Origin of the sequence: Faecalicatena faecalis (assembly GCF_012524165.2) — a bacterium.
Lineage (GTDB): Bacteria > Bacillota > Clostridia > Lachnospirales > Lachnospiraceae > Faecalicatena_A > Faecalicatena_A faecalis.
Window position 1 is genome coordinate 1 of record NZ_JABACJ020000022.1, and the last position, 25,562, is coordinate 25,562.

The following is a 25,562-nucleotide window of genomic DNA, read 5'->3' on the forward strand; positions in this document are numbered from 1 at the left end:
GGGCAGGCTTCCCATGGCATGAAAGAGAAAGTCAGCGCCTTGAGGCGCGGCCTAGTAGGGCGGGCTTAGAGCCCGCGTCCCGAGCCACCCGTTTTACGGGTGGAGGCGACTTTTTAGACTTTAGAAGAGGTGCGTCTTTTTTTATACTCAATGTAACAAATAAAGCAGTGCTTTAAGAGAGGAAGGGAAAGTATGAGAAAGAAGATTGTAAGTGCACTTTTATGTCTGGCTATGGTAGCAGGCCTGGTGACAGGATGCAGTGGAGGGAATAGTTCCTCTTCATCCGACAACAAGAAGGATTCCGGTGGAAAAGAAGAGGTAGTTATCTGGGATTACTTTGAAACAGATGCACAGAAAAAAATGATGGAAGATATACTGGAAGGGTTCAACAGCTCCCAGGATGAGTACGAGGCATCTCATGTATATGTTCCATTTGCAGATTATGAAAAGCAGTTGACACTCGGAATGGCATCCGGTGAGCTGCCAGACCTGGTAATCCTGGACGGATGTGGAATGGCATCCTTCATACAGATGGATCTGTTCGGAGATGTATCAGACGCTGACATTGCATGGGATGAATATCTGGAAGGACCTATGGCATCTACCATGGCTGACGGCAAGCATTATGGAATTCCATTTGCAACGAACTGTACTGCCTTATTCTACAACAAGGATATGTTTGATGCGGCAGGCATAGAGTATCCAAATACAGATACTACATGGGAAGAGTTCCGTGAGATGGCAAAAGCGCTGACGAAAGATGGGGTCGCAGGGTTTGGTAACGCAGCGACTGGAACAGATGAGGGGACATTCCAGTGTCTGCAGTGGTTATATACAGCAGGGGGAGACTACCAGAACATCGGAGACGGAATCGATGCCTACAAGTTAATGCAGGAAATGGTGTCAGAAGGCTCCTGGTCAAAGGACTGCGTAAACTGGACACAATCAGATGTCAACAATAACTTTGTGGCAGGCAACCTGGCTATGCAGCAGAACGGCCCATGGCAGATTCCTGGAATCGAGAAAGATGCACCGGATTTGAACTATGGTGTAACAGTCCTTCCTAAAAAAGATGCCAATTCAGAACAGGCAACATCCATTCTCGGCGGTGAGAACATGGGTGCAGTTAAGAAAGACAACATGGACGGAGCAATTGCATTCATGAAATATTATGATCAGACAGATGTCATGGTAAATGCTATGAAAGAGTATGGCTCCTTCCCTCCAAAGACAGAGGCAGCACAGGATTCCTATTGGACAGATGATCCGATTCAGAAAGAATTTATCCAGCAGCTCACAACTTCTATCCCGAGAGGACCAAGTGCATCCTGGCCGGAATATTCAGATGCGATTCAGACAGGCTTCCAGGAAGTTATGACTTCCGCTAAGACACCTGAGAAGGCAGCAGAGGATACCCAGGCAGCAGTAGATAAGGTGAAAGCATCCGAAAAGTAGTATCAGAAAGGGACAGGCCAACCCCTGTCTCTTTTCTTTCATAAACGGTTGTGGCAGGAAGAAGCCACAGGCGCAGACTTTATTAAACAGAGATTCAGAAAGGATGGGATGAGATGAAAAAGGGGAATGACTCTGGAAGAAGAGCCGGATTTATCTTTGCGCTCCCTGCAGCACTTTATATGCTGGTATTTGTGGGCTGGCCTATGATACAGAACTTTATCTTGAGCTTTAAGAATGTAGATGTATATACATTCTCAGATGCTTCAAAACAGGCGTTTGTAGGATTTGCGAATTATAAAGAGCTGTTCGAAGGAAAAGATGCTATATTGACAGCGGCAATCGGAAATACACTGATTTTTACAGTAGCCTCTATTTTCTTCCAGTTTTTTATTGGATTTGGATTGGCACTGCTGTTCAGCAAAAAATTTAAGGGAAGTTCATTCTTTAGGGGTGTAACTATGATTTCCTGGCTGCTGCCTGTTACGGTCGCAGGGCTTCTGTTCAAGTTTATGTTTGCAAGCAAGGGCGGTATCATTAACCAGATGTTTATGTCACTTCATCTGATCGATGCCCCTTTAGAGTGGCTGTTAGACCCGAAGCTTGCGATGATTGCGATTGTAGTGGCAAATATCTGGATCGGGATTCCGTTTAACATGATGCTTCTGATTACGGGACTGACAACGATACCGGAGGAAATCTATGAAAGTTCGAAACTGGATGGGGCAAATAAGTTCCAGACTTTGTTCCGCATAACAATCCCGATGATCCGCCCGGCAATCATGTCTGTGCTGACACTTGGATTTGTCTATACATTCAAGGTATTCGACCTCGTATGGGTCATGACAAAGGGCGGCCCTGTCAATGCCACAGAGCTGGTATCTACATACGCTTATAAATTATCCTTTGAACAGTTCCAGTTCAGCAAGGGTGCCGCAGCGGCGAATATACTGTTCCTGATATTGTTCGTAGTAGGGATTTTCTATATTAAATTGATTAATGATGAGGAAGAGGTGATGTAAGATGAAAAATGAGAAAGGAAATTGGAAGTTTTTTATAATTGGAGCACTTGTTTTTATCATCTTCATTTTCCCATTGTACTGGATGGTCGTCACGGCATTGAAAACACAGGTGGAAATCTTTCAGATTCCGACGCCGTTGTGGCCGAAAGATCTTACACTGGATGCGTTTGCGGCACAGTTGTCCGCCTCCAGCGATACACTGCGCGGATTTAAGAACAGCCTCATCATCGGATGCGGTGCGACGTTAATTTCAACGATTCTCTCCATCCCGGCGGCTTACGGACTTGCAAGATTTAAGTTCAGCGGCAGGAAAGTACTTATCTTATACTTTCTGATGACCCAGATGCTTCCGTCCACTTTGATTCTGACCTCTTTGTATATCATGTTTTCAAACATGGGGCTGCTCAATACTTACCTGGCACCGATTCTGGCAGATGCGACTTTGGGAATCCCATTTAGTATTATCATTCTGAGAACCTATTTCTTGTCCATTCCAAAGGAGCTGGATGAGGCGGCTAAGATTGACGGATGTAACAGCATCACTTCCTTTACCAAGGTCATGCTTCCAATCGCAAAGCCGGGTGTCGTGGTAGCAGCGGTATTTTCCTTTGTGTATGCATGGGGAGATTTGATTTATGGAATCACATTTATGACAGATCCGAATAAGAGGCCGATTACGTCTAGTATCTATAATTACGTACAGCAGTATCAGACCTTGTGGAATGCGACAATGGCATTCGGTATCATTGCGATTCTGCCGGTAGTCCTGATTTTCATCTTTATGCAGAAATATATCGTCAGCGGCCTGACAAATGGAGCAGTGAAGGCATAGGCGCAAAGGAGGAGCAGTACAATGAAATTACATTCTGTAAATTTGCAGAAAATCAAGATTACGGATGAGTTTTGGTCAAAACATGTGAACCTGGTGAAGGACGCGATTATCCCGTACCAGTGGGACGCGATGAATGACAGGATACCGGATGCCGAACCATCCCACTGTCTGGAAAATTTTGCGATTGCTGCGGGTAGGAAAGAAGGGGAATTTTATGGTGCAGTCTTCCAGGATACGGATATTGCAAAATGGCTGGAAGCGGTAGGGTTTACTCTTGCAGCAAATAAAGATCCTGAGTTGGAAAAGACGGCGGATGAGGTAATCGACCTGATTGCCGAGGCACAGCAGGAGGACGGATATCTGGACACATATTTTATTGTTAAGGAACCGGAACGCAGATGGAAAAATTTATGTGAGGGACATGAACTTTATACGGCCGGACATATGATGGAGGCGGCGGTAGCTTACTATCAGGGGACCGGAAAAAAGAAGTTCTTAGAGGTGGTGCTGAAACTGGCAGATCTGCTGTGTGATACGTTTGGAACAGAAGAGGGAAAAATTCACGGCTACCCGGGACATCAGGAGGTAGAGATCGGGCTGATCAAGCTGTATCAGGTGACGGGCGAACAAAAATACCTGAATCTGGCAAAGTATTTTATTGATGCCAGAGGAATCGGGGAAAATTATTTTCTGCAGGAAATGAGTGCTCCCGATTACAAGAATATTTTTCCTGAATTTGCAGGCTATCAGCCGGCCTATTCCCAGTCTGACAGACCGGTCAGAGAGCAGGAGGCGGCAGAGGGCCATGCAGTGCGGGCAGTGTATATGTACAGTGCCATGGCAGATCTGGCATACGAATATAAGGATGAAGAACTGATGGAAAGCTGTGAACGGCTTTGGAAGAATATTGTGCAGAAACAGATGTATATTACGGGGGGGATCGGAGCTTCGGGAATCCTGGAGAGATTCACCACGGACTATGATCTGCCGAATGATTGTAATTATGCGGAATCCTGCGCATCTATCGGTCTTGCGATGTTTGGAATCAGAATGGCAAATATTACAAAGGATGCTTCATATATTGATACGGTAGAAAGAGCCCTTTATAACACCGTGTTAGCGGGAATTGCTTTAGATGGGAAGAGTTTCTTTTATGTAAATCCGCTGGAAGTATGGCCGGATAACTGTATGGACCATACCTCAAAAGAGCATGTGAAGCCTGTCAGGCAGAAATGGTTTGGAGTAGCATGCTGTCCTCCGAATATCGCAAGGACACTTGCTTCTCTGGGGCAGTATATTTACTCTGTCGGAGAAGAGGCAGTGTATGTTAATCTTTTCGTTTCCAATGAAACAGAAATAGAGATTGGTAGAGAGGAAGTTCATGTTTCCATGGAAACAAAATTCCCATTTGACAGTCGGATTTGTATTAAGGTGAAAAATGTCCCTGCAGCCGGAATCAAGCTGGCACTTCGGATACCTGCGTATGCCCAGAGTTATCAGGTCTGCGCTAATGGACAGCAGGTAGAATATCAGGTGGAAAAAGGTTATGCCTACCTGACATTGACAGAGGAGATAGAGGTCACAGTCACATTTGAGGCACCGGCGAAGTTTGTCCGTGCCAATCCAAATGTACGTGCTGACTGCGGAAAGACGGCCATTGTAAAGGGTCCTTTAGTATACTGTCTGGAAGAGGCTGACAATGGGAAGAACCTGTCAGAATTATTTATTCCTACAGATCAGAAGATCGAGGAGGTTCAATCCACGCTATTTGGTGGGATCATACAGCTTGTTCTGAAAGGAAAACGGATGCAGGAGACTGCCTGGAAGGAAGAGGAACTATATGCAGAACATCCTGTCACTCTGTCAGATGTGATACTAAAAGCGGTTCCTTATGCATATTGGAATAACCGGGGGATGGGAGAGATGACAGTATGGGTAAAAGAACTGATATAAAAACCAAAGATGCTGCATTATTACTTTGATTTTAAATAAAATGTATGACCGGACAACAGTTCCTGAACAGCGAATGGAAATTTAATTGACAGTGCCCAGAAGAGTAAGCGAAAGATGATACTATCTGCTGCTTACTCTTCTGGGCATATGTTTTATTCTACAGATCATCCACCAATGCACTGCTCTTCGCATACGCGGTGCTGCGTGCCTCGAAGAAGTCTGTCTTGATCATGTTTGCATTGGAATACTGGCTGACCCATTCCATGCTTTCCGGTTCTTTTTCATGTCCCTCATAAATGGGCGCAAGTCCAAGCCCCCTGCATCTAAGGTTCCCAAGATACTGGATGTAATCGGTGATCATCTCCCGGTTCAGCCCCTGGACCTCATCCCCGATCACGTAATGTCCCCAGCGGATTTCCTGTTCACACCCTTCGCGGATCATCTCTCTGTATTTTTCCTTTTTCTCAAAGGTAAATAATGACGGCTCTTCCTTTTCAAGTTCGTTTAAAATGCTTCGAAACAGCCAGAGGTGAGTGTTCTCATCCCGGTTAATATAGCGGATTTCCTGCACAGACCCTGGCATCCGTCGATTTCTGCCGAGATTATAGAAGAACATAAATCCACTGTAGAAATAGATTCCTTCCAGGATATAATTCGCTACTAAGGTCTGCACCAGCATTTCAGGTGTCTTTTCCTTCTGGAATTCATTGTATAGATTTCCGATAAACTCGTTCCTCTCCAAAAGGTGGGAATCATCTTTCCATTGATACAGGACCAGATTTCGTTCCTGTGGTTCACAGATCGTATCCAGCATATAACTGTAGCTCTGGCTGTGGACCGCTTCCTGGAAAGCCTGAATGGACAGACAGAGATTGATTTCATTTGCCGTAATATACTCGCCGATATTGGGCAGGTTGGCAGTCTGGATGCTGTCCAGGAAAATCAAAAAGGACAGGATCTTATCATATGCTCTGCGCTCCGCCATAGGAAGGAGCTTATAGTCCTTGATATCTACGGTCAGATTGATTTCCTCGGGCACCCAGAAATTATTCATTGCCTGGCGGTACCAGCCGCTGACCCAGTTATATTTCATATGGTTAAAATCGTTCAGATTGGTGGTATTTCCTCCGATCATCCTTCTTTTGGCGGCTTCGGTATCGCCGTTGGGGTTGAATAAAGGCTTCTTTTTTAATTCAGTCATTGCACTTTCTCCTGCTATATAAATTTCTTTCGTTTCAAAAAGTCGGTGGACAATTGAAAAGAGTGAATATGGACTACCAATATCCGCCTTCACTTTCTATGAAGAACACACTTCACATTCCTCAACTTCAAGGCTTCTGGACCTCACATAGTAAATGGTCTTAACGCCCTCCTCCCATGCCAGAAGGTACAGATTCAGTACACCGCGGAAGGTATACTCATTGGTAATGTACAGATTCAAGCTCTGCGCTTGGTCAATATGGCGCTGCCTGATTCCGCAGGCGCGCACAGACCAGGTCTGGTCAATCAGATGTGCGTTCTTATAATACCAGAAGTTCTCCATGGAAAGCTCGGGCGCAACTCTCGGCATCAGCCCATTTTTCTTTTCTTCCAGGAAGTAGCGGTTCATGATAGGGTCAAGCCCTGCGGTCGTTCCTGCGATAATACTGGTACTGCTCGTCGGCGCCACTGCCAGCAGATAACCGTTGCGCAGCCCCTGGGATGCTATCTTTTTAGCAAGCCTGGCCCAGCGGCCCTCCGTCAGCTCTCTTTGCCGGAAATATTCTCCGGTCTGCCAGTCACTTCCATCAAAATAGTCATAGCTGCCTTTTTCCCCTGCAATATTGCTGCTGGCCTCCACGGCGGCGTAATGGATATCGGAAAATACTTTTCCGACAAAATCCAGGTGCTCCTGGCTTTCCCAGCGGATACCGCGCTTTGCGAGCATATGGTGGTACCCACTGACGCCCAGTCCAATGGGTCTGTATTTCTGATTGTTGACCTTAGCATAAGGCACCGGGAAAAAGTTCAGGTCGATCACATTATCCAGTGCGCGCACCGCACTTTCCGTCAGATAAGAAAGCTCCTCGAAATTCTCAACTTGAATATTTCCAAGGCTCAGACTAGCCAGATTACATACAACGAATTCTCCTGGTTTCGTGACTGTGACGACAACCGTCTCACCATCGACTGTTTGGACGGTCTGTTCCACCATCTCAATTTCTTTCATATTCTGTGCAATTTCCGTACAAAGATTACTGCAGTAGATCATGCCCTTGTGCTTGTTCGGATTCGCCCGGTTCACATGGTCTCGGTTGAATACAAAGGGAGTCCCCGTCTCCACGGCGCTGCGGATAATCAGGCGGAGAATGTCCTTGATAGGAATAATACGTTTCTGAATCCGTTCATCCTGGATACAGTCCAGATATTTTTTCTTCCATTCCTCACCAAAAGAATCCTCCAGAGCGTATCCTTTTACCGTCAAAATCTCATGAGGGCACATCAGATACCAGTCGCCCTCGATATTGCTTTGTGCCTGTTCCCAAAAATAATCGGGATAACATACCGCTGGAAACACATCATGGGCTTTCATTCGTTCATCCCCGTTATTGGTCCTTAAGTTTAAAAATTCTGGCAGGTCCCGATGCCATACATCCAGATAAACGGCGATGGCACCCTGACGGACTCCAAGCTGGTCCACTGCCACTGCTGTATCATTTGCCAGGCGGATCCAGCGGATGACGCCTCCGGCAGCTCCTTCGAATCCCCGGATCGCACTGCCGCTTGCCCTTACCTTTCCGAAATACATGCCCATACCGCCGCCGAACTTGCTGACCTTGGAAAAATTATCGATGCTGCGGTAGATTCCGTCCAGACTGTCAGGCACAGTGTCGATAAAGCAGGAAGAAAGCTGATGGTAGGGCTTCCTTGCATTGGACAGCGTGGGAGTAGCCATCGTGACTTTCAGGGTGCTCATCATATCATAGAAGCGCTTTACCCATCCGCTGCGGTCCGTCTTTTCCTTCATGGCGAGATGCATGGCGATTCCCATGAACATCTCCTGCGGCGTCTCCAGAGGTTCCCCCTTTCTGCTGCGGATGACATAGCGGTTGAGCAGCAGATCCAGACCTGAATATGGAAAGAGGTCGTTTCGTTCCATGCAGATCCAGGATTCAAATTTATCAATCTCCTCCTTGGAGTAATTGCCTAAAATATAGTCTCCATACAGGCCAAGATCTGTCAGCCAGCGGATTTTTTCATAAAAGCTTTTGATACCGAATGCTTCCATGGTGTTTTTTACGGAGAGTTCAAATTGGAGCATTCGGAAACGGGAAGCGATCATCTCCCACTTTGGAGCTTCCTGGGTAGTCAATTCCATGGCTGCCTTTATCAGAAATTCCAACTTTTCCGTGGCAGAAAGACCGGGTGTCAGGAAACTATGAAAACGGGAATGCAAGATGTCCATCTTGTATTCCTCCTCAGGAAAATCATGCTGGATCTTTAACAGGACTTCTTGAAGTTTGGGAAGGCCGGGAAATGAAATAGTCTTTGGGTCTGTCATATTCTATATACACCTTTCTGTTATCAATTTTTCTTATTTTATCATAGAGCACTGATTATAAAATACTTATCATAGAACACAGGGAAGAATTATGGGGGCGATTCCTACGGCCCGTGTTCACCGACCAGCGACGGTGTGGATTGTTAATATCTGCTATATCATACAATTTGTAGTGCGATGGAAATATATTAACACAATATGTTGATATATTCAATAATAACAATTCCACCATCATTTTATCTGGGCGTATAGATGTCTATTTGAATACTAGGATATTTCTCTTTCTATCAAGTAAAAACATATTCTGGCTATTCTAACCATAAATATTGACAAGAATGGTTAGAATGGTTAAAATATGGTTAGAATAATACAAAAAAGGAGGAGCATTTATGGTTTTTCGGGAGAGTGAGACGGTCGAATTAAAAGCTGTTGTTGTAGAGGATATTAAAAAGGAAATCATAGCCTTTGCAAATGGACAGGGTGGAAAGCTCTATATAGGTGTTCAGGATAACGGCGAGGTAATTGGCTTGGACGATCCAGATGGCACGGCTCTGCAGATCAGCAATATGGTCCGCGATGCCATTAAGCCAGATCTGACAATGTTCCTTCATTATGAAACTCTGGAAATTGGAGGAAAATGTATAGTTTTCGTGGAGATTCAGCGTGGAACAGAACGTCCTTACTATATTGCTAAAAAAGGGCTGCGTCCAGAAGGTGTCTATGTACGTCAGGGCTATTCATCTGTTCCGGCTACAGATACATTAATTCGAAGAATGATTAAAGAGACAGATGGAGATAGCTTTGAAGAAATGCGTTCCCTGGAGCAGGAATTGACTTTTGATTCAGCACAAAAGGAATTTTCAGATAGAAATCTTCCTTTTGGTCTGGTTCAGATGAAGTCATTGGGGATTTTAAGCCAGGATGATATTTATACAAATCTCGGTCTGCTTCTTTCTGAACAATGTATGCATACTATTAAGACCGCTGTTTTTGAGGGAACAAATCAGAATATATTTAAGGATCGTAAAGAGTTCTCAGGCTCCTTGTTCAGACAAATGAGAGAAGTGTATGATTATATTGATTTTCATAACCAGACACGTTCTACTTTTGATAAACTTCTTCGTATAGATTCGAGAGACTACCCGGAGGCGGCTATTAGAGAGGCACTACTGAATACACTTGTGCATCGGGAATATTCTTTCAGAGCCAGTACACTGATTAGTATTTATGAGGACAGGATTGAATTTACATCAATCGGAGGGCTTGTCCAAGGTGTGACACTGGACGATGTGATGATTGGAATTTCCGTGTGTCGTAACGCAAAGCTTGCAAATATATTTTATCGGCTGGAGCTGATAGAAGCTTATGGCACGGGAATAAGGAAGATTATGGATGCATATGAGGAAAGTGGAAAGAAACCTCAGATTATAACCTCAGATAATGCATTTAAGATTATTTTGCCGAATCTTAATTATCAGGAATCTCAGTATCAAAAACAGCAGGTCATGTCGGAAGAAAATGATAGTGAAAGAATTGTAATTGAACTGGCAAAAGAACAGGGAGCAGTCACCCGAAAGCAGGTGGAGAGACTTCTGGGGATTGGACAGACAACGAGTGGACGTCTTCTTAGAAGGATGACAGAAAGAGGAGAACTTATTCAGGAGGGAAAAGGGAAGAATACACATTATCGATTTCTGTAGTGATTTTAACACCACCATTCTAATTGCCCGACTATAAAAACCAAGGAAGTCATGCTATACTTGATATAAGTAAACATTTACGACAGACAACAGTCAGGGAGGGCGCATTATGTTTGACAGTAAGGAGCAGCTTCGGACATTAAAGCAGATTTTTGTAGAAGAGTTTGAAGCCAAAGAGGATGGTCTGCGGGGCGGAGGTTATTCTACGCTGTTTGAGGTGACATCCATTGATGGGGTAGAGATACCCAGTGACCTTAAGGTAGTGGTTAACTTTGATGACGGCATAAAGCCTGTGTGGTCCAGCGTAGATAACATGCACCGTGTGGATGAGAATTTTAAGGGGAATTTGAATGCATTTGTGTTGCGGAAAAAGAAGGTGCTCAGGAGAGTACATATTACACTTAATCAGAAAACTTATAAAAAAAGGTGGGATATGTGCAGTCTGCGGGGGATTCTGGAGAGTGTTGAGTAGGAATGAGAATAAGACTGCCGGGAGGAGCATAAATGGAAAATATCATATTGTCTTTTAACGTCATCGCCCCGCTATTTTTCCTGATGGTGATAGGATATGTGATAGCTAATTATACGGCCCTTGCTGACAAGTCCCTTCTGAAAAAAGCGAATTCCTTAGTATTTAAAGTATTTCTGCCCTGTATGCTGTTTCGGAATATATACCAGAGCAACATCAGGGAACAGATGCAGGGCGGCTTATGCTTTTTTGCGGCAGGCAGCCTGCTTCTTTTGTTCGTGCTGCTGTGTCTCATTGTACCAAGAGTGGTGAAAAAGGAGAACCAGCAGGGGGTGGTGATCCAGGGGATTTTCAGGAGCAATTACGTTATATTCGGGGTCGCGGTGGTGGAGAATATGTATGGTTCCGCCAATACGGTCACCGCTGCTATCTTGAGTGCGGTCCTGGTACCGATGTATAATTTCCTTGCGGTTATTGCACTTTCTTTTTTCGGTGGGAAGAGGGAACGGGATTTTAAGAAAGTACTTGTAGGGATTCTGAAGAATCCGTTGATTATCGCATCCGTGCTGGGAATTATCGCGTCTCTTCTGGGAGTAAAGCTTCCGCAGGCGGCGGATACGACTCTGAATGATCTGGCAAAACTGGCGACACCCATTGCGTTTCTGATTTTGGGAGGGGATTTTGATTTTTCTAAGGTAAGAGGAAACCTGAAAATCGCAGGAGCCGTGGTTGCGGTCAAGATGGTCATCCTTCCCCTGATCTTTATTCCGATGGTGGTCGCGATGGGATACCGGGATTCCGATCTTCTGGCGGCATTACTGGCTTATCAGACACCGGTCGCAGTGTCCAGTTATGTGATGGCTCAGCAGGCAGAAGCGGACGAACAGCTTGCCGGGCAGCTGGTGGTATTCAGCAGCGTTGTTTCTATATTTACACTGTTTGTTACGATACTGATACTGAGACAGATGGGACTGCTCAGTTGAGGAAAATAATTCACTAAAAATCAAACAAAAAAAGCAATATCTTAACGCACAGTTTTAGTTCGTGTTATACAATAGGCTTAATCGTTGGCAGTATGGTCAATGATTAAGTCTATTTTAATGTGAGGAAAGATTCTACTGACAGAAAGAAGAACACAGGGCAGTTTATTCAAGATGATAGAAGAGGACGATACCATGCAAGAATTAAGAGAGAAATTTATCACAACAGAAGGGGAATACAAGGAAGGCGAAGTGGCAGTCCTTCGGCAGCGGTTCTCATTGGAGAATAAGGGGAGCAGGGTAACCAGAGCGATTTTGACCAGTACGGCCCAGGGAATGTACGAGGCAGACGTGAATGGGATCAAAGTCGGAAAACAGATGTATGCACCAGGATATACGTATTATCCAAGGAGGCTCTTATATCAGGAGAACGACATTACTTCACTATTAAAGGCAGGGGAGAATGAGCTGCGGATCTATCTCGGGCAGGGCTGGTACTGTGGACGTTTCTTGTGTGAGAACAAGACACAGATCTACGGACAAAAACCGGGAGCAGCCTGGATTCTGTGCGTGATCTACGAAGACGGAAGGCAGGAGCAGATCTGTTCCGATATGGATGTGGAAGTACTGGAATCGCCCTATGAATATGCAGGAGAATACGATGGGGAAATTTATCATGCGGGCTTGGAGAACAGTGAAAAGGTAATCGGCCATGTAGTCCTTTACACAGAAAAAATCCCGGATTCTCTGGAGAAAACGCTCATGGAGGTACAGGTACAGGAAGAGATGCCGGTCCAGGTAGTCAGCACTTTAGAAGACGGCAGGACAATTCTGGATTTCGGGCAGAATTTTGCCGGGATTGTGGAGATCGATCCGCAGTACTTTTCCGGGGAGGTTGTGACAATCAGGCATGGAGAAATTTTAAATCCTGATGGGAGTGTATATACCAATAATCTGCGAAAAGCAAAAGCAACGATTGTTTATCATTCTGCGGCCAGAATCAGTGCAGATACAGAATCTAACTTAGATACACAAGTAACCCCGGTAGTTGAGAACCGCGTATCTCACAACATAGGAAAATACCGTCCGCGTTTTACCTATATGGGATTCCGTTACATGGAGCTAAGCGGTGCAGTCTATGTACCAGGGATGATTACCGCCTATGCGGTATATTCCGATATGAAACGGACCGGAGATTTTCACTGCGCGCACCCGATGGTTCAGAAGCTGTACGAGAATCAGGTATGGGGACAAAAGTCGAATTATGTCGAAGTCCCGACCGACTGTCCGCAGAGAGATGAGCGGATGGGTTATACCGGGGACGGTCATGTGTTTGCACTGACAGGAGCCTATAACTTTGATACCCATGATTTCTGGAAGAACTTTCTGACCGACCTGCGCTTAGGACAGTTGGACAATACGGAGGGCTATGTCGGTGCGACTGTACCCGCAACAGGTTCGGCAGGAATTGGATTCATCAGTATGCTTGGCTGGGGCAATGCGGTGACGATTCTGCCGGAAATGATGTACCGGCAGTTCGGTGACGAGGAGGCACTGCCCGGGCAGTATGAGAGTATGAAGCTTTTCGTGGAGGCGGAGATCCGCAAAATGGGGAGAAAAAATCTGTGGATTGGTGCATCCTTAGGCGACTGGCTGGCACCGGGGAGAGATATGGCTTGGCAGGCCATGCATAACAATCCGGTATCCAACTCCTTTATCGTACACGATCTGGAGGTCATCTCCCAGACTGCGGAAAAGCTGGGAAAGAATGAGGACGCATTGAGATACCGTGAGCAGCTTGAGAAGACACGAGCTGCCTATATTAAAAAGTTTGTAAAAAAGGACGGAACGGTTGCAAAAGACTACCAGTCTGCCTATATCATGGCTTTGAAATTTGTGATTCCAAAAGGAGAGCTCCGTGACAAGGTTCTGCAGAAATATGTGGAGAATGTAAAAAAGAACGGTATGGAGACTGGATTTTTCGCTACCGAGCATTTCCTGCCGCTGCTGGTTGAGGCAGGGGAGACACGTCTGGCATATGATATGCTGCTCCAGGAAGGCTGTCCGGGATGGATGTACCAGATCAAAAACGGTGCGACGACTACCTGGGAGCGCTGGGATGCGTTGAAACCGGATGGTACCGTGAACGAGGAAAAGGTACAGACCTCCGGGGAAAACATGGTATCCTTTAACCACTATGCATTTGGAAGTGTGGGGGAATTTTACTACCAGTACATTCTGGGTATCAGACCTTTAGAGCCAGGATTTGCGAAGGTACACTTTGAGCCGTATCCGGATGAGCGGCTGGGGAGTGTGAAGGGGAGCTATGTTTCCCGGCATGGTGAAATTCGGTCAGAGTGGAGCTATGGGGAAGATGGGACCCTGCATATCGTGTTAGAAACACCTGTAGAAACAGAGGTTGTCCTTCCGGATGGACGGAAGGACAACGTGGAGGCAGGAAGATACGAGTATCATATTTTTAGTTAATATGTGTTGTATCAGAGGTATGGGCTCTATTTCGATACTCCATAGGCGTACACCCATATTTTTTACGGAACAGCTGGAAGAAAAAGCTGGTATTCTGATATCCGACAGCAAGGCTGATATCATTTGTTGAAAGCGCCGTGCTCCGGAGAAGTTTTGCTGCCTGTGAGAGCCGCTGCGTCTGGACAAGTTCTTTGTAAGTGGTTCCGGTATGCTGCCGGATGTATGCGGAGAGATAGTTTGGGTGCATGTTAAAAAACTCAGCAGTAGAAGAAAGAGTACAGTGTGCGGAGTTTGTTTCAATATATCGAAGTATGGTGTAAATCTGATCCACAGAAGAGTGATCCAGAACCATGTCATGCTGGAACAGATTTATCATCTCGCAGGTTATAAGTGTAAAGAGGCTGTCTAAAAAAGGACCGGATGTTATGGACGGAGAATAAAATTCACAGAGAAACTGGTTGGCAAGATCTGCCAGCCGGTTTTGTTTTTCCGGGGAAAAGATAATGTATCTGCTGGTCTGCATTGTTGTGTTCAGAGCCTCAATGAAAAAGTGCGTAAGGTAATTCTCCTGAGACAGCCGTTCAAAAAAAGTTCCATTCAGGTATTCGCGCGACAGCAGGAAATTGATAATAATATCATTTTTTGAACATCTCTTAACAGAGTGAGGAGCATTCTGGCTGATCAGGATCATTTGTCCTGCTTTTAGTTCAAAGGTATTGTTATTTATAGTCATTGTGCAGGAACCAGAATAGACATATCCCAGTTCCAGCCACTCATGAATATGTAGAGGCACATTTTCAAAACGATCCTGCTTTACAACGGCAAAATTGTAATAGCTTGGCAGGACTTTTTTTGAAAGAAATAAGGAACGGAGATCTTCAAGATCTGTATCAAAACGGTAACATGGAGCATCAAATTTGCCTTTCACAAGAGAAAATTTAGAATAGTCTTTTTTGATACCGTTAAGGCGCTGTGTTTCTTCGTGAGTATACTGCTTCAGATATTGGTCCAGTGCGGATAAGGTCATCATGAGTTGTTTCCTCTTTTCACTTTTATGAATGAACTGTGGCTGAAAGCGCTGCTGGTTCATTTATTCTATGCCTAAAATATATCATATTTGTTGTAAATATGTATAGGTTAATCTTAAAATCCACCTTAAGTTTCGTCGGTAAATCACTTATGTTTCGTTGATGCAATCTCAAACCCGGTAAAGTAGAATATTAGCTAAGAAAAATGATTGAAGACTACAAGGAGGATTTCATAATGGGCAGAGACATCAAGGGCAAGATTTATGCAGCAAAAATAAATCATATCACAAATCCTGTAGGGTTTTATCTGAAATCGCTGGTGTTTTCCTGGAAAGTGAAAGGGTGCAGGGGGCAGGAGCAGAAGCATGCAAGGATTGTGATCAGTAAGAATAAAACCTTTACAGAGATTTGTCATGATACGGGAGAAGCAAAGCTGGACAGCCTTGCCGCGAGAGTAGAATTTGAAGTAGAACCGTATACAAGATACTACTGGAAAGTTATTGTAACAACAGATGCAGATGAGGTAATCACATCAGAGACACAGTATTTTGAAACCGCAAAAATGGGGGAATCATGGGTAGGAAAATGGATTACCTGTGACAGTAAAGAAGAACGTCATCCAATCTTTTCTAAGGAGATCTGCGTAGAAAAAAAGGTGGAAAAGGCAAGACTGTATATCTGCGGGCTGGGTCTGCATGAAGTATATTTTACCTTAAAGCAGGAGGAAACCCCCGTAAAGATCGGCAATGAGTATCTGGCTCCATACTGCAATAATTATGACCAGTGGATTCAGTATCAGATGTATGATATTACGGAACAGATTGGAAAAGGCGGAGTGTTGTCCGTTCTTCTTGGCAACGGATGGTATAAGGGGCGGTTCGGATTCAGTAACCCAGATCAGAAAGCGTACTACGGAGATACGTGGAAGCTGATCGCAGAGGTACACATAGATTATAAAGACGGAACGAAAGAAGTGATTGGTTCCGACGAGACCTGGACAGTGACAAGAAGTAATATCTTTTTTTCCAATATCTATGACGGCGAGAAAAGAGATGATACATTACCGCCTGTGCCGGAGTCTGCGGCATTGATTGCAGAGGCGCCGAAAGGGAGGATTATGGAACGGCTGTCCCTTCCGGTTACGGCACATGAGCAGATGAAACCGGTGGAACTGATCCATACTCCGGCAGGAGAAAAGGTATTGGATATGGGGCAGGAGATAACGGGAATTTTTCGTCTGCGTGTAAATGAACCAGCGGGAACAACGATCCGGATACAGACAGGAGAGATTCTTCAGGATGGGAACTTCTATAATGAGAACTTAAGGACTGCTCTTTCTGAGTATGTCTATGTTTCCGATGGTACGGAAAAGGTGATCGTTCCGCATTTTACTTATTATGGATACCGCTATGTCAAGGTCAGTGGAGTTACGGATCTGTCATGCGAGGACTTTACGGCAGTTGTACTGCACAGTGATTATGAGAGTATCGGAACAGTCGAAACAGGCAGCAAACTTGTGAATAAACTAATCTCTAATATTGAATGGGGAATGAAGGGAAACTTTCTGGATGTCCCTACAGACTGTCCGCAAAGGGATGAACGGATGGGCTGGACGGGAGATACCCAGGTATTTTCTGCCACTGCAAGTTATCTGGCAGATACATATGCGTTTTATCAGAAGTATTTATATGATCTGTATCAGGAGCAACTTCTGGCAGACGGAATGGTTCCGGAAACCGTACCTACATTTGGACCTGCAAAATGTTCCTGTGTGTGGGGAGATGCTGCCTGTATTATTCCATGGAATGTGTATCTGTTCAGCGGAGACAAGACGATCCTGGAAAACCAGATTGAAAGCATGAAGGCCTGGGTTGACTATATCCGGAGGATTGACGGAGACTGCCATGGATGGAGGCAGGTATTCCATTATGGAGACTGGCTGGCACTTGACCGTGCAGGTACTGCTGCGGACTGTGTGTACGGAGCGACAGATGAAGCATATATTGCAGATATCTACTATGCAGCGAGTGCGCAGATTGTTGCAAAAGCTGCAGGAGTGCTGGGGTTGGAGAAAACAAGACTGGAATATCAGAAAATTGCAGACCATCAATGGCAGGTGGTGAAAGATGAATATTTCACTGCAACAGGCAGATGTGCGGTGAAGACACAGACGGGACTTGTCCTTGCCTTGAAGTATCACCTGTCTAAAGATGAAAAACTGACAAAGCAGATGTTGAAAAAGCTTCTCCGGGACAATAAAAACAAATTAAATACCGGGTTTGTAGGAACACCGCTTTTGTGTAATGTTCTGACTGATCATGGAATGACGGATGCAGCATACAGGCTCCTTCTCAACGAAGAATATCCGGGCTGGCTCCATGAAGTGAGGCTGGGAGCAACAACGGTGTGGGAACGCTGGAATTCACTGGATGAGAATGGACATGTCTCCAGTACAGGGATGAACAGTCTGAATCATTATTCATACGGAGCCATACTGGAATGGATTTTCCGCCATGCAGCCGGGATTGATCTGATGGAGCAGAGTCCGGGAGGCAGAGTGATGCGAATCTCTCCGAAAGTAAATAATGAACTGAAATATGTAAAAGCTGTGTATGATTCAGCAAGCGGATGCTATCAGTGCAGCTGGGTGATATCAGAGGATAATAAAATCACAATATCTATTACGGTTCCATTCGGAGGTAAGGCAGAAGTCATTCTACCCTATGCGTCGGAATCAATATATGAAGATACGGGAAATCCATTATTTGAAACTGTAGAAAATGGAATCTGCTATGTGAACTCCGGGGAATATGAAGTTGCCTATGAAGCATCAGAGCCTTTAAAAAAGAGATACAGCATAGACTCGACTATGGAAGAACTGTTGAATAATCCACATATCCGCACTTTTCTTTCCAAAATGATGGAGGTGGATATGATTCCAGATGCGGCATATGGCCTCTCTCTCAGAAATGTTGCAAAAACATTTGCAGGAGAGATTAAGAATGATGAAGCGCAGATGCTGAATATGGCATTAGCGCAGTTTTGATAAGGAGTAGAGGGATGAAGAATAAAAATCAAAAAGTAAAATTATCCGAAAAAATGGGACTGTTTATGGTATGTGCAGGAAATATCCCGTTTATGTCACTGTTGTCCGCGTATTTTATGATCTATTATACGACTGTGGTGGGACTGGATCCCAAGGCGCTGGCAACATTGTTTTTAGTATCTAAAGTAATGGACGGTATCAGTGATCCGGTCATGGGATTTATCCTAGACAGATTTCCTGTAATGAAGATGGGAAAGTTTCGTCCGATGATCATTCTGGGGACTGTTATCTGTTCCATAAATTACATTCTGCTGTGGTTTGGCGCTGTCTGGAGCCCTGTAGGAAAGTACGCAATCGTTTATATTACCTATTTGCTGCTGGGATGGACATTTGATATCATGGATATATCCAAGAACAGTCTGATACCTGTTATGAGTACAAATGATAAAGAGCGAAACAGCCTGTCTCTTTTCAACGCATTGGGAACATTGGCCGGAGGAGCGGTGATTGGTGTATTAGGACCTGTCATTGTAGCAGATGGGAAATTGGAAAGTTATTATGTATTGATCTTCGGTTCTATGGCAATGACGCTTGGCCTTTCTGTTTTGGGAGCATTATGTGTCAGGGAACGCGTGGGATTTGAGGGGAATGACGAGGAAAAGTATTCCTTGAAAGAGATGCTTCGTTTTCTGAGATATAAGCCTGTATGGGCAGCGTTTGTATCTACTTTGGTCGTGGGTGCAGGAAGTTCAGTGGCTGGTGGAGCCGGTGCATATTTTTATACATATGTTTTAGGAGATATGAAACTTATGTCAGGAGTTTCCATCATAAGTTTGATCACAGCGCCATTTGGAATTGTAATAGGACCGTATCTTGCCAACCGTTTTGGTAAAAAAAAGGTTTATCTGTCAGCGATCATTATATCAACAGCACTTAATCTCCTTCGTTTGATAGATGTGACTTCTATGGTTTTGATATATATCAGCGCCTTTATCGGAGGCGTGGCCGGAGGCTGGATGGTACCTGTCAGCACCAGTATACAGGCAGACAATACCACTTATGTGCAGTACAAAACAGGAAGACGTGTAGAAGCAGCCATTGCTTCGCTTACATCTTTTGTCAGTAAGGTTGCACAAGGGCTTGGAGGAGCCATTCCGGGTTATGTAATCGCAGCATGTGGTTTTGTTACCGGGGCGGCTGTTCAGCCAGAGAGTATCAATTCAGGCATTATTCTTTGCGTACTTGTTCTGCCAACGATATTAGGTGTATTAGGCATCATTATCTTTGGTACACAGTATACGCTGGATCAAAAAGCGGTGGCAGAGATGGATGCAAAAGTTGCTGAAAAAAATAGTAATAACTAATACAGTCAGGGAGGTTGCTATGGAGCTTACAAGACTTAAAGTAAACAGCCAAAACAGACCATGTGTGGACGAAACACCGTATTTTTCATGGGTAATCACCAGTAATAAAAGAAATGTGATGCAGACATCTTATCATATTACGGTGACAGGTCCGGAAGAAGTGATGTGGGATTCAGGAGTGGTAGAAAGCGATAAAAGCATTTTTGTAGAGTATAGTGGTAAGCCGTTGAAAAGTCTCTGTGATTATATCTGGACTGTGGAGGTGACAGACAACACCGGGGAAAGGGCGGCTGCATCCTCATCCTTTGAGACAGGTTTCGTAAATAAAGAGTGGACGGCAGAGTGGGTAAAGTCTCCGATTCCAATGAAAAAGGTGAAGCCCGGAACCGGAGGACAGAATCCGGCAGAGTATTTCCGTAAAGAATTTAGAGTACAGCCTGGTGTCAAACGGGCACGTGTCTATGCAACATGCCATGGAGCTTATCAGCTTAGCATGAATGGAATACGTCCGGATGATAGAGAGTTTGCACCGGAATTTACTGTCTATTCCAAGTATCTGTGTTATCAGACATATGATGTGACCCCGCTTTTGCAGGAGGGAGACAATGCCATAGGAATGCTGGTGGGAGATGGTTGGTATAACAGTGAAAACTTTAAGCCGCGCGACAAGAAGTTCAAAGCAGAGCATGCAGTCTTATTCCAGATAAAGATTGACTATGAAGACGGAACGAGTGAAATGGTACGGTCTGATGGGAAGGTAAAAGTTTCGGAAAGCCCGGTACGGTCTTCTGACTTATTTGCAGGCGAACTTTACGATGCACAGATGGAGCAGGAGGGATGGAATTGTCCTGGATTTGATGACAGCAGGTGGAAAGCCGCTATCCCGTCCGGGAAAACTTATGCAAATCTGGTAGCTCAGTACGGGGAACCGGTACGGCCTGTAAAAGAAGTTCCGGCAGTGGGGATGACAGTCAGTCCAAAAGGTGAGACGATCATTGATTTTGGGCAGAATTTAGCCGGTGTGCTGCGTGTGAAAACAGAGCTGCCAGCCGGAGCAAAGATTGTACTGGATCATTTTGAGACGCTGGATCAATATGGAAATTATTTTAATAATATTTTTCATGCTGAAAAAACAGGACATAAACAAAGTGATATTTATATTTCAAATGGGAAGACTGCGGAGTATATACCGCACTTTACATATCATGGATTCCGCTATGTGAGGGTGACCTGTGATGTTCCAGTGCAGCCGGGGGATTTTACGGCAATCGTTCTGTCCTCAGATAATGAGGATTTGGGTTTTTTTGAAACATCTCATGGAGATATAAACCGACTCTATGAAAATACCAGATGGTCTCAGCGTTCTAACATGCTCTCTATCCCGACAGACTGTCCTCAAAGAGAAAAAGGCGGATGGACCGGGGATATTCAGATTTATGCAAGAACGGCCATGCTCAACGAAAACGTAACACCGTTTCTGACAAGATGGCTGCGAAACATGACCTGTAGTCAACAAAAAAACGGAGCAATACCAAATGTGATACCACTTACCGGCATATATGAACTCTTGGAGAAGTTGAATAGATTTATATATCATAATTATGAACCGGTCGGAGAAGCGGGATGGGGAGATGCGGCCTGTATTATTCCATGGAGCATGTATCAGCTGACAGGAAATATCAGGATATTGAAAGAACAGTATGACACAATGAAAAGATGGTGTGATTATATTATTACTACTGCAGAGAAACGCAGGGGTAAAATGAAACATCCGAAAGAGATTGACCGGTATCTGTGGAATACAGGGCATCAGTATGGAGAATGGCTGATACCAAGCCAGATGGTAAATGGAATGGACCGCAGTTCTGTAAAACGTATCAATACTTCTGTTTACTGTGCTCCGATTTTCGGATGGAATTCCTGCCGGATTATGGAGGAGACGGCGGCGCTTCTGGGACATACTGCAGAGGAACTGTATTATGGTGATATTGCCTCCAGAATGAAATCTGCCATTCAAAAAGGGCTGATTGACGAGGATGGCAGGATGCCCTTGGATATGATGGGAAGTTACGTACTGGCGCTTGCATTTGATCTGGCACCTGAAAAGAAAAAAGAAAGCATAGCCGGACATTTGATCCGCAAGATAGAGGAGAACGGGGACTGCCTTGATACCGGGTTCCTGACGACTCCGTATCTTCTGGATGCGCTTTGTAAGATTGGCAGGATCGACAAAGCGTATAAGATTTTGCTCCAGACAAAATGTCCTTCCTGGCTCTATGAAGTGAAACAGGGAGCGACAACTATCTGGGAAAACTACATTTCTTACAATGAGGATGGTTCACCTATCATAACGAGCCTGAACCATTATGCCTTTGGCTGTGTGGATGACTGGATGTTCCGTAAGATAGGCGGCATTGATATGGCGGCTCCCGGATTTAAGAAAATCGTGATTGCACCGGAACCGGACAATGCGTTTACCAGTGTGAAGCGTACCTATATGAGCGAGTACGGAACAATCGGGGCGCAGTGGAGTATGACGGACGGAAACTTTAAGATAAAAGCAGAGATTCCCTGTAACACAACTGCAGTCGTCCGGCTGCCGGATGGTAGCTCGCATGAGGTAGGAAGCGGGGTATATAACTTTGAATGTCGGGTATAAATGCCGGGAAGCGGCTAAAAAACAGGAAGAAAGAGAAAAAATGAAAACAACAGATCAAAAGCAGGCGGAGATAACTTCAGGTGTAATGGACCTGCAAAGTTTTACTTTAGAATAACATATGTTTACATTTTCAGGAGGTATGATATGGGGAAGTATAAAGGAATCTTCTGGCCGGCTCTGATCGGGCTTGGGCATATTCCAAAAGTAAAAAAAGATCAGTTTTATGATCAGGGTGGAAGATATAAGAGAGCTACCGGTGATGAAAAAATGTCATTTTATTTGAGACATCCGGTATTCCGGAATAATCTGTCGTTATTCTTCAATATGGATGAAAAAACACTCAAGCTGATATCGAGAATGACCTACAGAGAATTCTGCACTTTTTACGGAGACCTCTTTAAGACAGGCAAAAGTACCCGGGTTGACGAAGTGGCAGATGCTTTTAATTACCTGCTTGAACAGGATGAGAAAGGAAATATCAGGATACTATCTGGATTTTATTCTGCAGAGGAAGTTTCAAGGGATCCGGACAAGGCAAGACCGAGGGCTATATTCTATAAAGGCAGTTCTGTTAAACCTGCTGCTATTGTGATACCGGGAGGCGGATTCGATTCAAACGTAAATGAATATGAGGGTTTTCCCTATGCTATGGAACTCCATAAGGCAGGCTATTCTGTCTTTATTTACAATCACAGAGTAGGAGAACAGCTCCATGTGAAAGATTCTCAGAAAAAGGGGGAAGAAGCGGTTAGGGATACAGTGGTATTTTTAGAATGGCTCTTGGAGCATGAAAAAGAACTGGGTATTTCTATGAAAGGTTATGCAGTTTTTGGAAGTTCGGCAGGCGGTTTGATAGCGACTGCACTTACGTTCAGCAATTATGGGGACTGCAGCAGCAAGCGTGGGTTCCCAAGACCATGTATGATCGCCCCCATTTACGGATTGGACTGGAATATCGAGGTCCGACCGGAGGATGCGGGCGTAGTGGTATTTACAAGAGTCGGAGAAGGGGATGCTTTTGGATTTGATGGAGCAGCAGGAAAATTTCAGGAGATAAAAGCCGTACTCGGAGAAGAAAATTTTGATGCAAAACTGCTCTCAAATTTTCCTCATGGTTCCGGGCTTGGACTGCACACAGACGGAGAGGGATGGATGAAAGAAGCGATAGAGTTTTGGGAAACTCATCAAAAGAAATAAAAAGACAGTATTGAAAAAAACTGACCGGGAATTATGGCTGGTCAGTTTTTGTTTGGTTTAATGGTACCGTTATCGGAACTATTATTATATCTTCATATTCTTTTTCCGATATCCCCCCGGCGATTGTCCGGTAATCTTCTGAAAGGTATCTGAAAAGTAACTCCTTGAACTGAAAGAAAGTTCATTGCTGATCTCCAGAATGCTCATATTGGTACTGCTTAAAAGCGTCTGTGCTTTCCGTATTTTTTCACGCTTGATATACTCACTGATGCTATACCCGGTTTCCTGTTTGAATTTTCGTGAGAAATAGTATTCCGTATACCCCGCACGCTGTGAAAGAAACTCAATCGAAAGTTTTTCGTTTACATGTACAGAAATATAATCACAGCAGTTCTGGACAGTCTTTGAAATCGCAGAGTTCACTCTGGCCTGGCGGACGCGCTGCATGTAATCCTCAAGCATGGTGCGGCACAGGTTCGTGGTCTCGGAGATTGTTCCCGCATCTTCGCATCTCTGTGTATAGTAATCGCACAGTGTATAGGAGATGGAAGGGGAGAGACCTCCTTCAATAGCGGCCCGGGAGCACAGGGTCAAAAGTACAATCAGATTATTCTTGGAATGGCGCAGGGAATCTCCTGCGTCAAATTTGACTCCGCTGCTTAAAGAACTCGATTTTTCCAGGGCATCTTTATAATTGGGATTTCCTTCGCGGAACATCTGGACGAGCATCTGCTCTGAGGCCCAGATTCCCCGGTGTTCGTCAGAAATATTGCGGATATCCTCAGGGCTGTCTTCCTCCTGAAGCATTGCCGGATATTGCAGGTCCTGGGAGGAAATCTTTTCCCCGGTAATGCAGTAATGCAGCATGATTGCGTACTGGAAAAGCAGATTGGTCGGCAGGATGGGGATTTCGTCAAGCTGTTTCAGGACAGCGAGTTTTGCCTGTACGGACAGGTTATGCTGATCCAGCTTTTCCTTTAACTTTTGGTAGGAATTACGTCCTGAAAAGGTCGGCCCGATGATATGGATCTTCTGCAGTCTGTCCTCCTCCCATTCAAAATCGGCAATCCATAGTATATTGAGGAAACTATCCATGACAAACGGGTGGTGTCCGTTCTGGGCATACTTAAGAAGTTGTTCCGACTGGTTGATCATGAAAAAGCTGTTTCCGTCAATCATTTCTTCCGGGCAGTTGGTGTGAAGGAGCGTAAGGTCCGGCGTATAGCTCCAGAGATACAGCTTATGGCTGCAGCTGATCAGTTCCTGGAATAATTTAAGATTCGTCTGGATATCCATTATTCATCACCTTCGTAAAGATATTCTGTAAGGAGTGCGTAATCCTCATCAAGTTCGCAGCGTACGACTCCCGTATTCCAATAATGCGGCTGTCTGGCAATTGAGCAGAAAACATACTGGCTCAGTGCGGAGGAAAGATTTAAGACATCCCCTTCAATCGTTTCGTAGTAAACTTCTCCGTGACATTTCTTTATCTGCATCAGAAATTTCGTGATTTCAATATCTGTTCTTAAGTGTTTCACTTTTCATTCCCTCCTCTCGGGGTTTGTATCCATGTCCTTATAAGAATCGTGTTACATTCCTATATTATATTATACAAGAGGAAAGAAGTGTCCAGAAATTAGCGATTTTATTTGAAAAATAGTCTGCAGAGAAATAGAAAACTAATTTTAAAATAAAATAGCAAATTTACGAACACAATGCAAAAATAAAACCAGTATAATCAAAATCAGCAGGAATTCAGAGAGACTTTGTTGTATTTCTGGTGAAATGGGAGTCACGTTCTGAATCCAACAGGCTGAATTACAGGATATCTC

Annotated in this window: 17 protein-coding genes; 12 read left to right on the forward strand and 5 right to left on the reverse strand. The window is 44.5% G+C overall.

The window, feature by feature from the left end:
- Positions 1–192 precede the first annotated feature (192 nt).
- The 4 genes from HGO97_RS18175 to HGO97_RS18190 all read left to right on the forward strand — a co-directional run bounded on the left by HGO97_RS18175 (position 193) and on the right by HGO97_RS18190 (position 5,259).
- Positions 193–1,455: an ABC transporter substrate-binding protein gene (locus tag HGO97_RS18175; protein ID WP_168866761.1), complete on the forward strand. Its 1,263-nt coding sequence runs from the start codon at positions 193–195 to the stop codon at positions 1,453–1,455.
- Positions 1,456–1,568: 113 nt separating this feature from the next.
- Positions 1,569–2,474: a carbohydrate ABC transporter permease gene (locus HGO97_RS18180; RefSeq protein ID WP_216244351.1), complete on the forward strand. Its 906-nt coding sequence runs from the start codon at positions 1,569–1,571 to the stop codon at positions 2,472–2,474.
- A gap of 1 nt (position 2,475) precedes the next feature.
- Entirely contained in the window at positions 2,476–3,306 is an 831-nt protein-coding gene (locus HGO97_RS18185; RefSeq protein WP_216244352.1) for a carbohydrate ABC transporter permease, read from the forward strand.
- Positions 3,307–3,327: 21 nt separating this feature from the next.
- Positions 3,328–5,259, forward strand: a complete 1,932-nt coding sequence (locus HGO97_RS18190) for a glycoside hydrolase family 127 protein (RefSeq protein ID WP_216244353.1) — start codon at positions 3,328–3,330, stop codon at positions 5,257–5,259.
- Between the two features lie 157 nt (positions 5,260–5,416).
- Here the strand turns inward: HGO97_RS18190 and HGO97_RS18195 are convergent, their stop codons facing one another.
- Positions 5,417–6,460 carry a ribonucleotide-diphosphate reductase subunit beta gene (locus HGO97_RS18195; protein WP_216244354.1) on the reverse strand — a complete coding sequence of 348 codons (1,044 nt, stop codon included), beginning with the start codon at positions 6,458–6,460 and terminating at the stop codon, positions 5,417–5,419.
- A gap of 96 nt (positions 6,461–6,556) precedes the next feature.
- Positions 6,557–8,800 carry a ribonucleoside-diphosphate reductase subunit alpha gene (locus HGO97_RS18200; RefSeq protein ID WP_216244355.1) on the reverse strand — a complete coding sequence of 748 codons (2,244 nt, stop codon included), beginning with the start codon at positions 8,798–8,800 and terminating at the stop codon, positions 6,557–6,559.
- A 389-nt stretch (positions 8,801–9,189) separates the two neighbouring features.
- Between HGO97_RS18200 and HGO97_RS18205 the strand changes: the two genes are divergently transcribed.
- The 4 genes from HGO97_RS18205 to HGO97_RS18220 all read left to right on the forward strand — a co-directional run bounded on the left by HGO97_RS18205 (position 9,190) and on the right by HGO97_RS18220 (position 14,436).
- The gene (locus HGO97_RS18205; protein ID WP_216244356.1) at positions 9,190–10,500 is read left to right on the forward strand and encodes a DUF977 family protein; all 1,311 of its coding nucleotides are present in this window, start codon (positions 9,190–9,192) and stop codon (positions 10,498–10,500) included.
- 109 nt (positions 10,501–10,609) lie between these two features.
- Complete coding sequence (locus tag HGO97_RS18210; protein WP_216244357.1) at positions 10,610–10,972, forward strand: hypothetical protein; 363 nt, start codon at positions 10,610–10,612, stop codon at positions 10,970–10,972.
- Positions 10,973–11,004: 32 nt separating this feature from the next.
- Positions 11,005–11,952, forward strand: a complete 948-nt coding sequence (locus HGO97_RS18215; protein ID WP_216244358.1) for an AEC family transporter — start codon at positions 11,005–11,007, stop codon at positions 11,950–11,952.
- A 192-nt stretch (positions 11,953–12,144) separates the two neighbouring features.
- On the forward strand, positions 12,145–14,436 hold the full coding sequence (locus HGO97_RS18220; protein WP_216244359.1) for an alpha-L-rhamnosidase: 2,292 nt from the start codon (positions 12,145–12,147) through the stop codon (positions 14,434–14,436).
- Here the strand turns inward: HGO97_RS18220 and HGO97_RS18225 are convergent.
- Complete coding sequence (locus tag HGO97_RS18225; protein ID WP_216244360.1) at positions 14,429–15,466, reverse strand: AraC family transcriptional regulator; 1,038 nt, start codon at positions 15,464–15,466, stop codon at positions 14,429–14,431. The two genes, HGO97_RS18220 and HGO97_RS18225, sit on opposite strands and share 8 nt — an antisense overlap.
- A gap of 233 nt (positions 15,467–15,699) precedes the next feature.
- Here HGO97_RS18225 and HGO97_RS18230 point away from each other — a divergent pair, with 233 nt between their 5' ends.
- From HGO97_RS18230 to HGO97_RS18245, 4 genes are all read left to right on the forward strand, one after another.
- Positions 15,700–18,510 carry an alpha-L-rhamnosidase gene (locus HGO97_RS18230; RefSeq protein ID WP_216244361.1) on the forward strand — a complete coding sequence of 937 codons (2,811 nt, stop codon included), beginning with the start codon at positions 15,700–15,702 and terminating at the stop codon, positions 18,508–18,510.
- 14 nt (positions 18,511–18,524) lie between these two features.
- Positions 18,525–19,874, forward strand: coding sequence for an MFS transporter (locus HGO97_RS18235; RefSeq protein ID WP_216244362.1), 1,350 nt, complete (start codon positions 18,525–18,527; stop codon positions 19,872–19,874).
- Positions 19,875–19,893: 19 nt separating this feature from the next.
- Complete coding sequence (locus HGO97_RS18240; RefSeq protein WP_216244363.1) at positions 19,894–22,533, forward strand: alpha-L-rhamnosidase; 2,640 nt, start codon at positions 19,894–19,896, stop codon at positions 22,531–22,533.
- 144 nt (positions 22,534–22,677) lie between these two features.
- A complete protein-coding gene (locus HGO97_RS18245; protein WP_216244364.1) occupies positions 22,678–23,730 on the forward strand; it encodes an alpha/beta hydrolase in 1,053 nt (350 codons plus the stop codon).
- 84 nt (positions 23,731–23,814) lie between these two features.
- Here HGO97_RS18245 and HGO97_RS18250 read toward each other — a convergent pair whose 3' ends face one another.
- Together HGO97_RS18250 and HGO97_RS18255 are read right to left on the reverse strand one after the other, a co-directional pair.
- The gene (locus tag HGO97_RS18250; RefSeq protein ID WP_216244365.1) at positions 23,815–25,026 is read right to left on the reverse strand and encodes a helix-turn-helix domain-containing protein; all 1,212 of its coding nucleotides are present in this window, start codon (positions 25,024–25,026) and stop codon (positions 23,815–23,817) included.
- Complete coding sequence (locus HGO97_RS18255) at positions 25,026–25,268, reverse strand: polya polymerase (protein WP_216244366.1); 243 nt, start codon at positions 25,266–25,268, stop codon at positions 25,026–25,028. Before HGO97_RS18255 ends, HGO97_RS18250 begins: the two co-directional genes overlap by 1 nt.
- Between the last annotated feature and the right edge of the window lie 294 nt (positions 25,269–25,562).

Coding starts and splice junctions, on each gene's coding strand:
- HGO97_RS18250 (WP_216244365.1), bottom strand. CDS start 25,026: ATGGATATCCAGACGAATCTTAAATTATTCCAGGAACTGATCAGCTGC.
- HGO97_RS18215 (WP_216244358.1), top strand. CDS start 11,005: ATGGAAAATATCATATTGTCTTTTAACGTCATCGCCCCGCTATTTTTC.
- HGO97_RS18190 (WP_216244353.1), top strand. CDS start 3,328: ATGAAATTACATTCTGTAAATTTGCAGAAAATCAAGATTACGGATGAG.
- HGO97_RS18205 (WP_216244356.1), top strand. CDS start 9,190: ATGGTTTTTCGGGAGAGTGAGACGGTCGAATTAAAAGCTGTTGTTGTA.
- HGO97_RS18185 (WP_216244352.1), top strand. CDS start 2,476: ATGAAAAATGAGAAAGGAAATTGGAAGTTTTTTATAATTGGAGCACTT.
- HGO97_RS18235 (WP_216244362.1), top strand. CDS start 18,525: ATGAAGAATAAAAATCAAAAAGTAAAATTATCCGAAAAAATGGGACTG.
- HGO97_RS18225 (WP_216244360.1), bottom strand. CDS start 15,466: ATGATGACCTTATCCGCACTGGACCAATATCTGAAGCAGTATACTCAC.
- HGO97_RS18200 (WP_216244355.1), bottom strand. CDS start 8,800: ATGACAGACCCAAAGACTATTTCATTTCCCGGCCTTCCCAAACTTCAA.
- HGO97_RS18195 (WP_216244354.1), bottom strand. CDS start 6,460: ATGACTGAATTAAAAAAGAAGCCTTTATTCAACCCCAACGGCGATACC.
- HGO97_RS18230 (WP_216244361.1), top strand. CDS start 15,700: ATGGGCAGAGACATCAAGGGCAAGATTTATGCAGCAAAAATAAATCAT.
- HGO97_RS18240 (WP_216244363.1), top strand. CDS start 19,894: ATGGAGCTTACAAGACTTAAAGTAAACAGCCAAAACAGACCATGTGTG.
- HGO97_RS18210 (WP_216244357.1), top strand. CDS start 10,610: ATGTTTGACAGTAAGGAGCAGCTTCGGACATTAAAGCAGATTTTTGTA.
- HGO97_RS18220 (WP_216244359.1), top strand. CDS start 12,145: ATGCAAGAATTAAGAGAGAAATTTATCACAACAGAAGGGGAATACAAG.
- HGO97_RS18245 (WP_216244364.1), top strand. CDS start 22,678: ATGGGGAAGTATAAAGGAATCTTCTGGCCGGCTCTGATCGGGCTTGGG.
- HGO97_RS18175 (WP_168866761.1), top strand. CDS start 193: ATGAGAAAGAAGATTGTAAGTGCACTTTTATGTCTGGCTATGGTAGCA.
- HGO97_RS18180 (WP_216244351.1), top strand. CDS start 1,569: ATGAAAAAGGGGAATGACTCTGGAAGAAGAGCCGGATTTATCTTTGCG.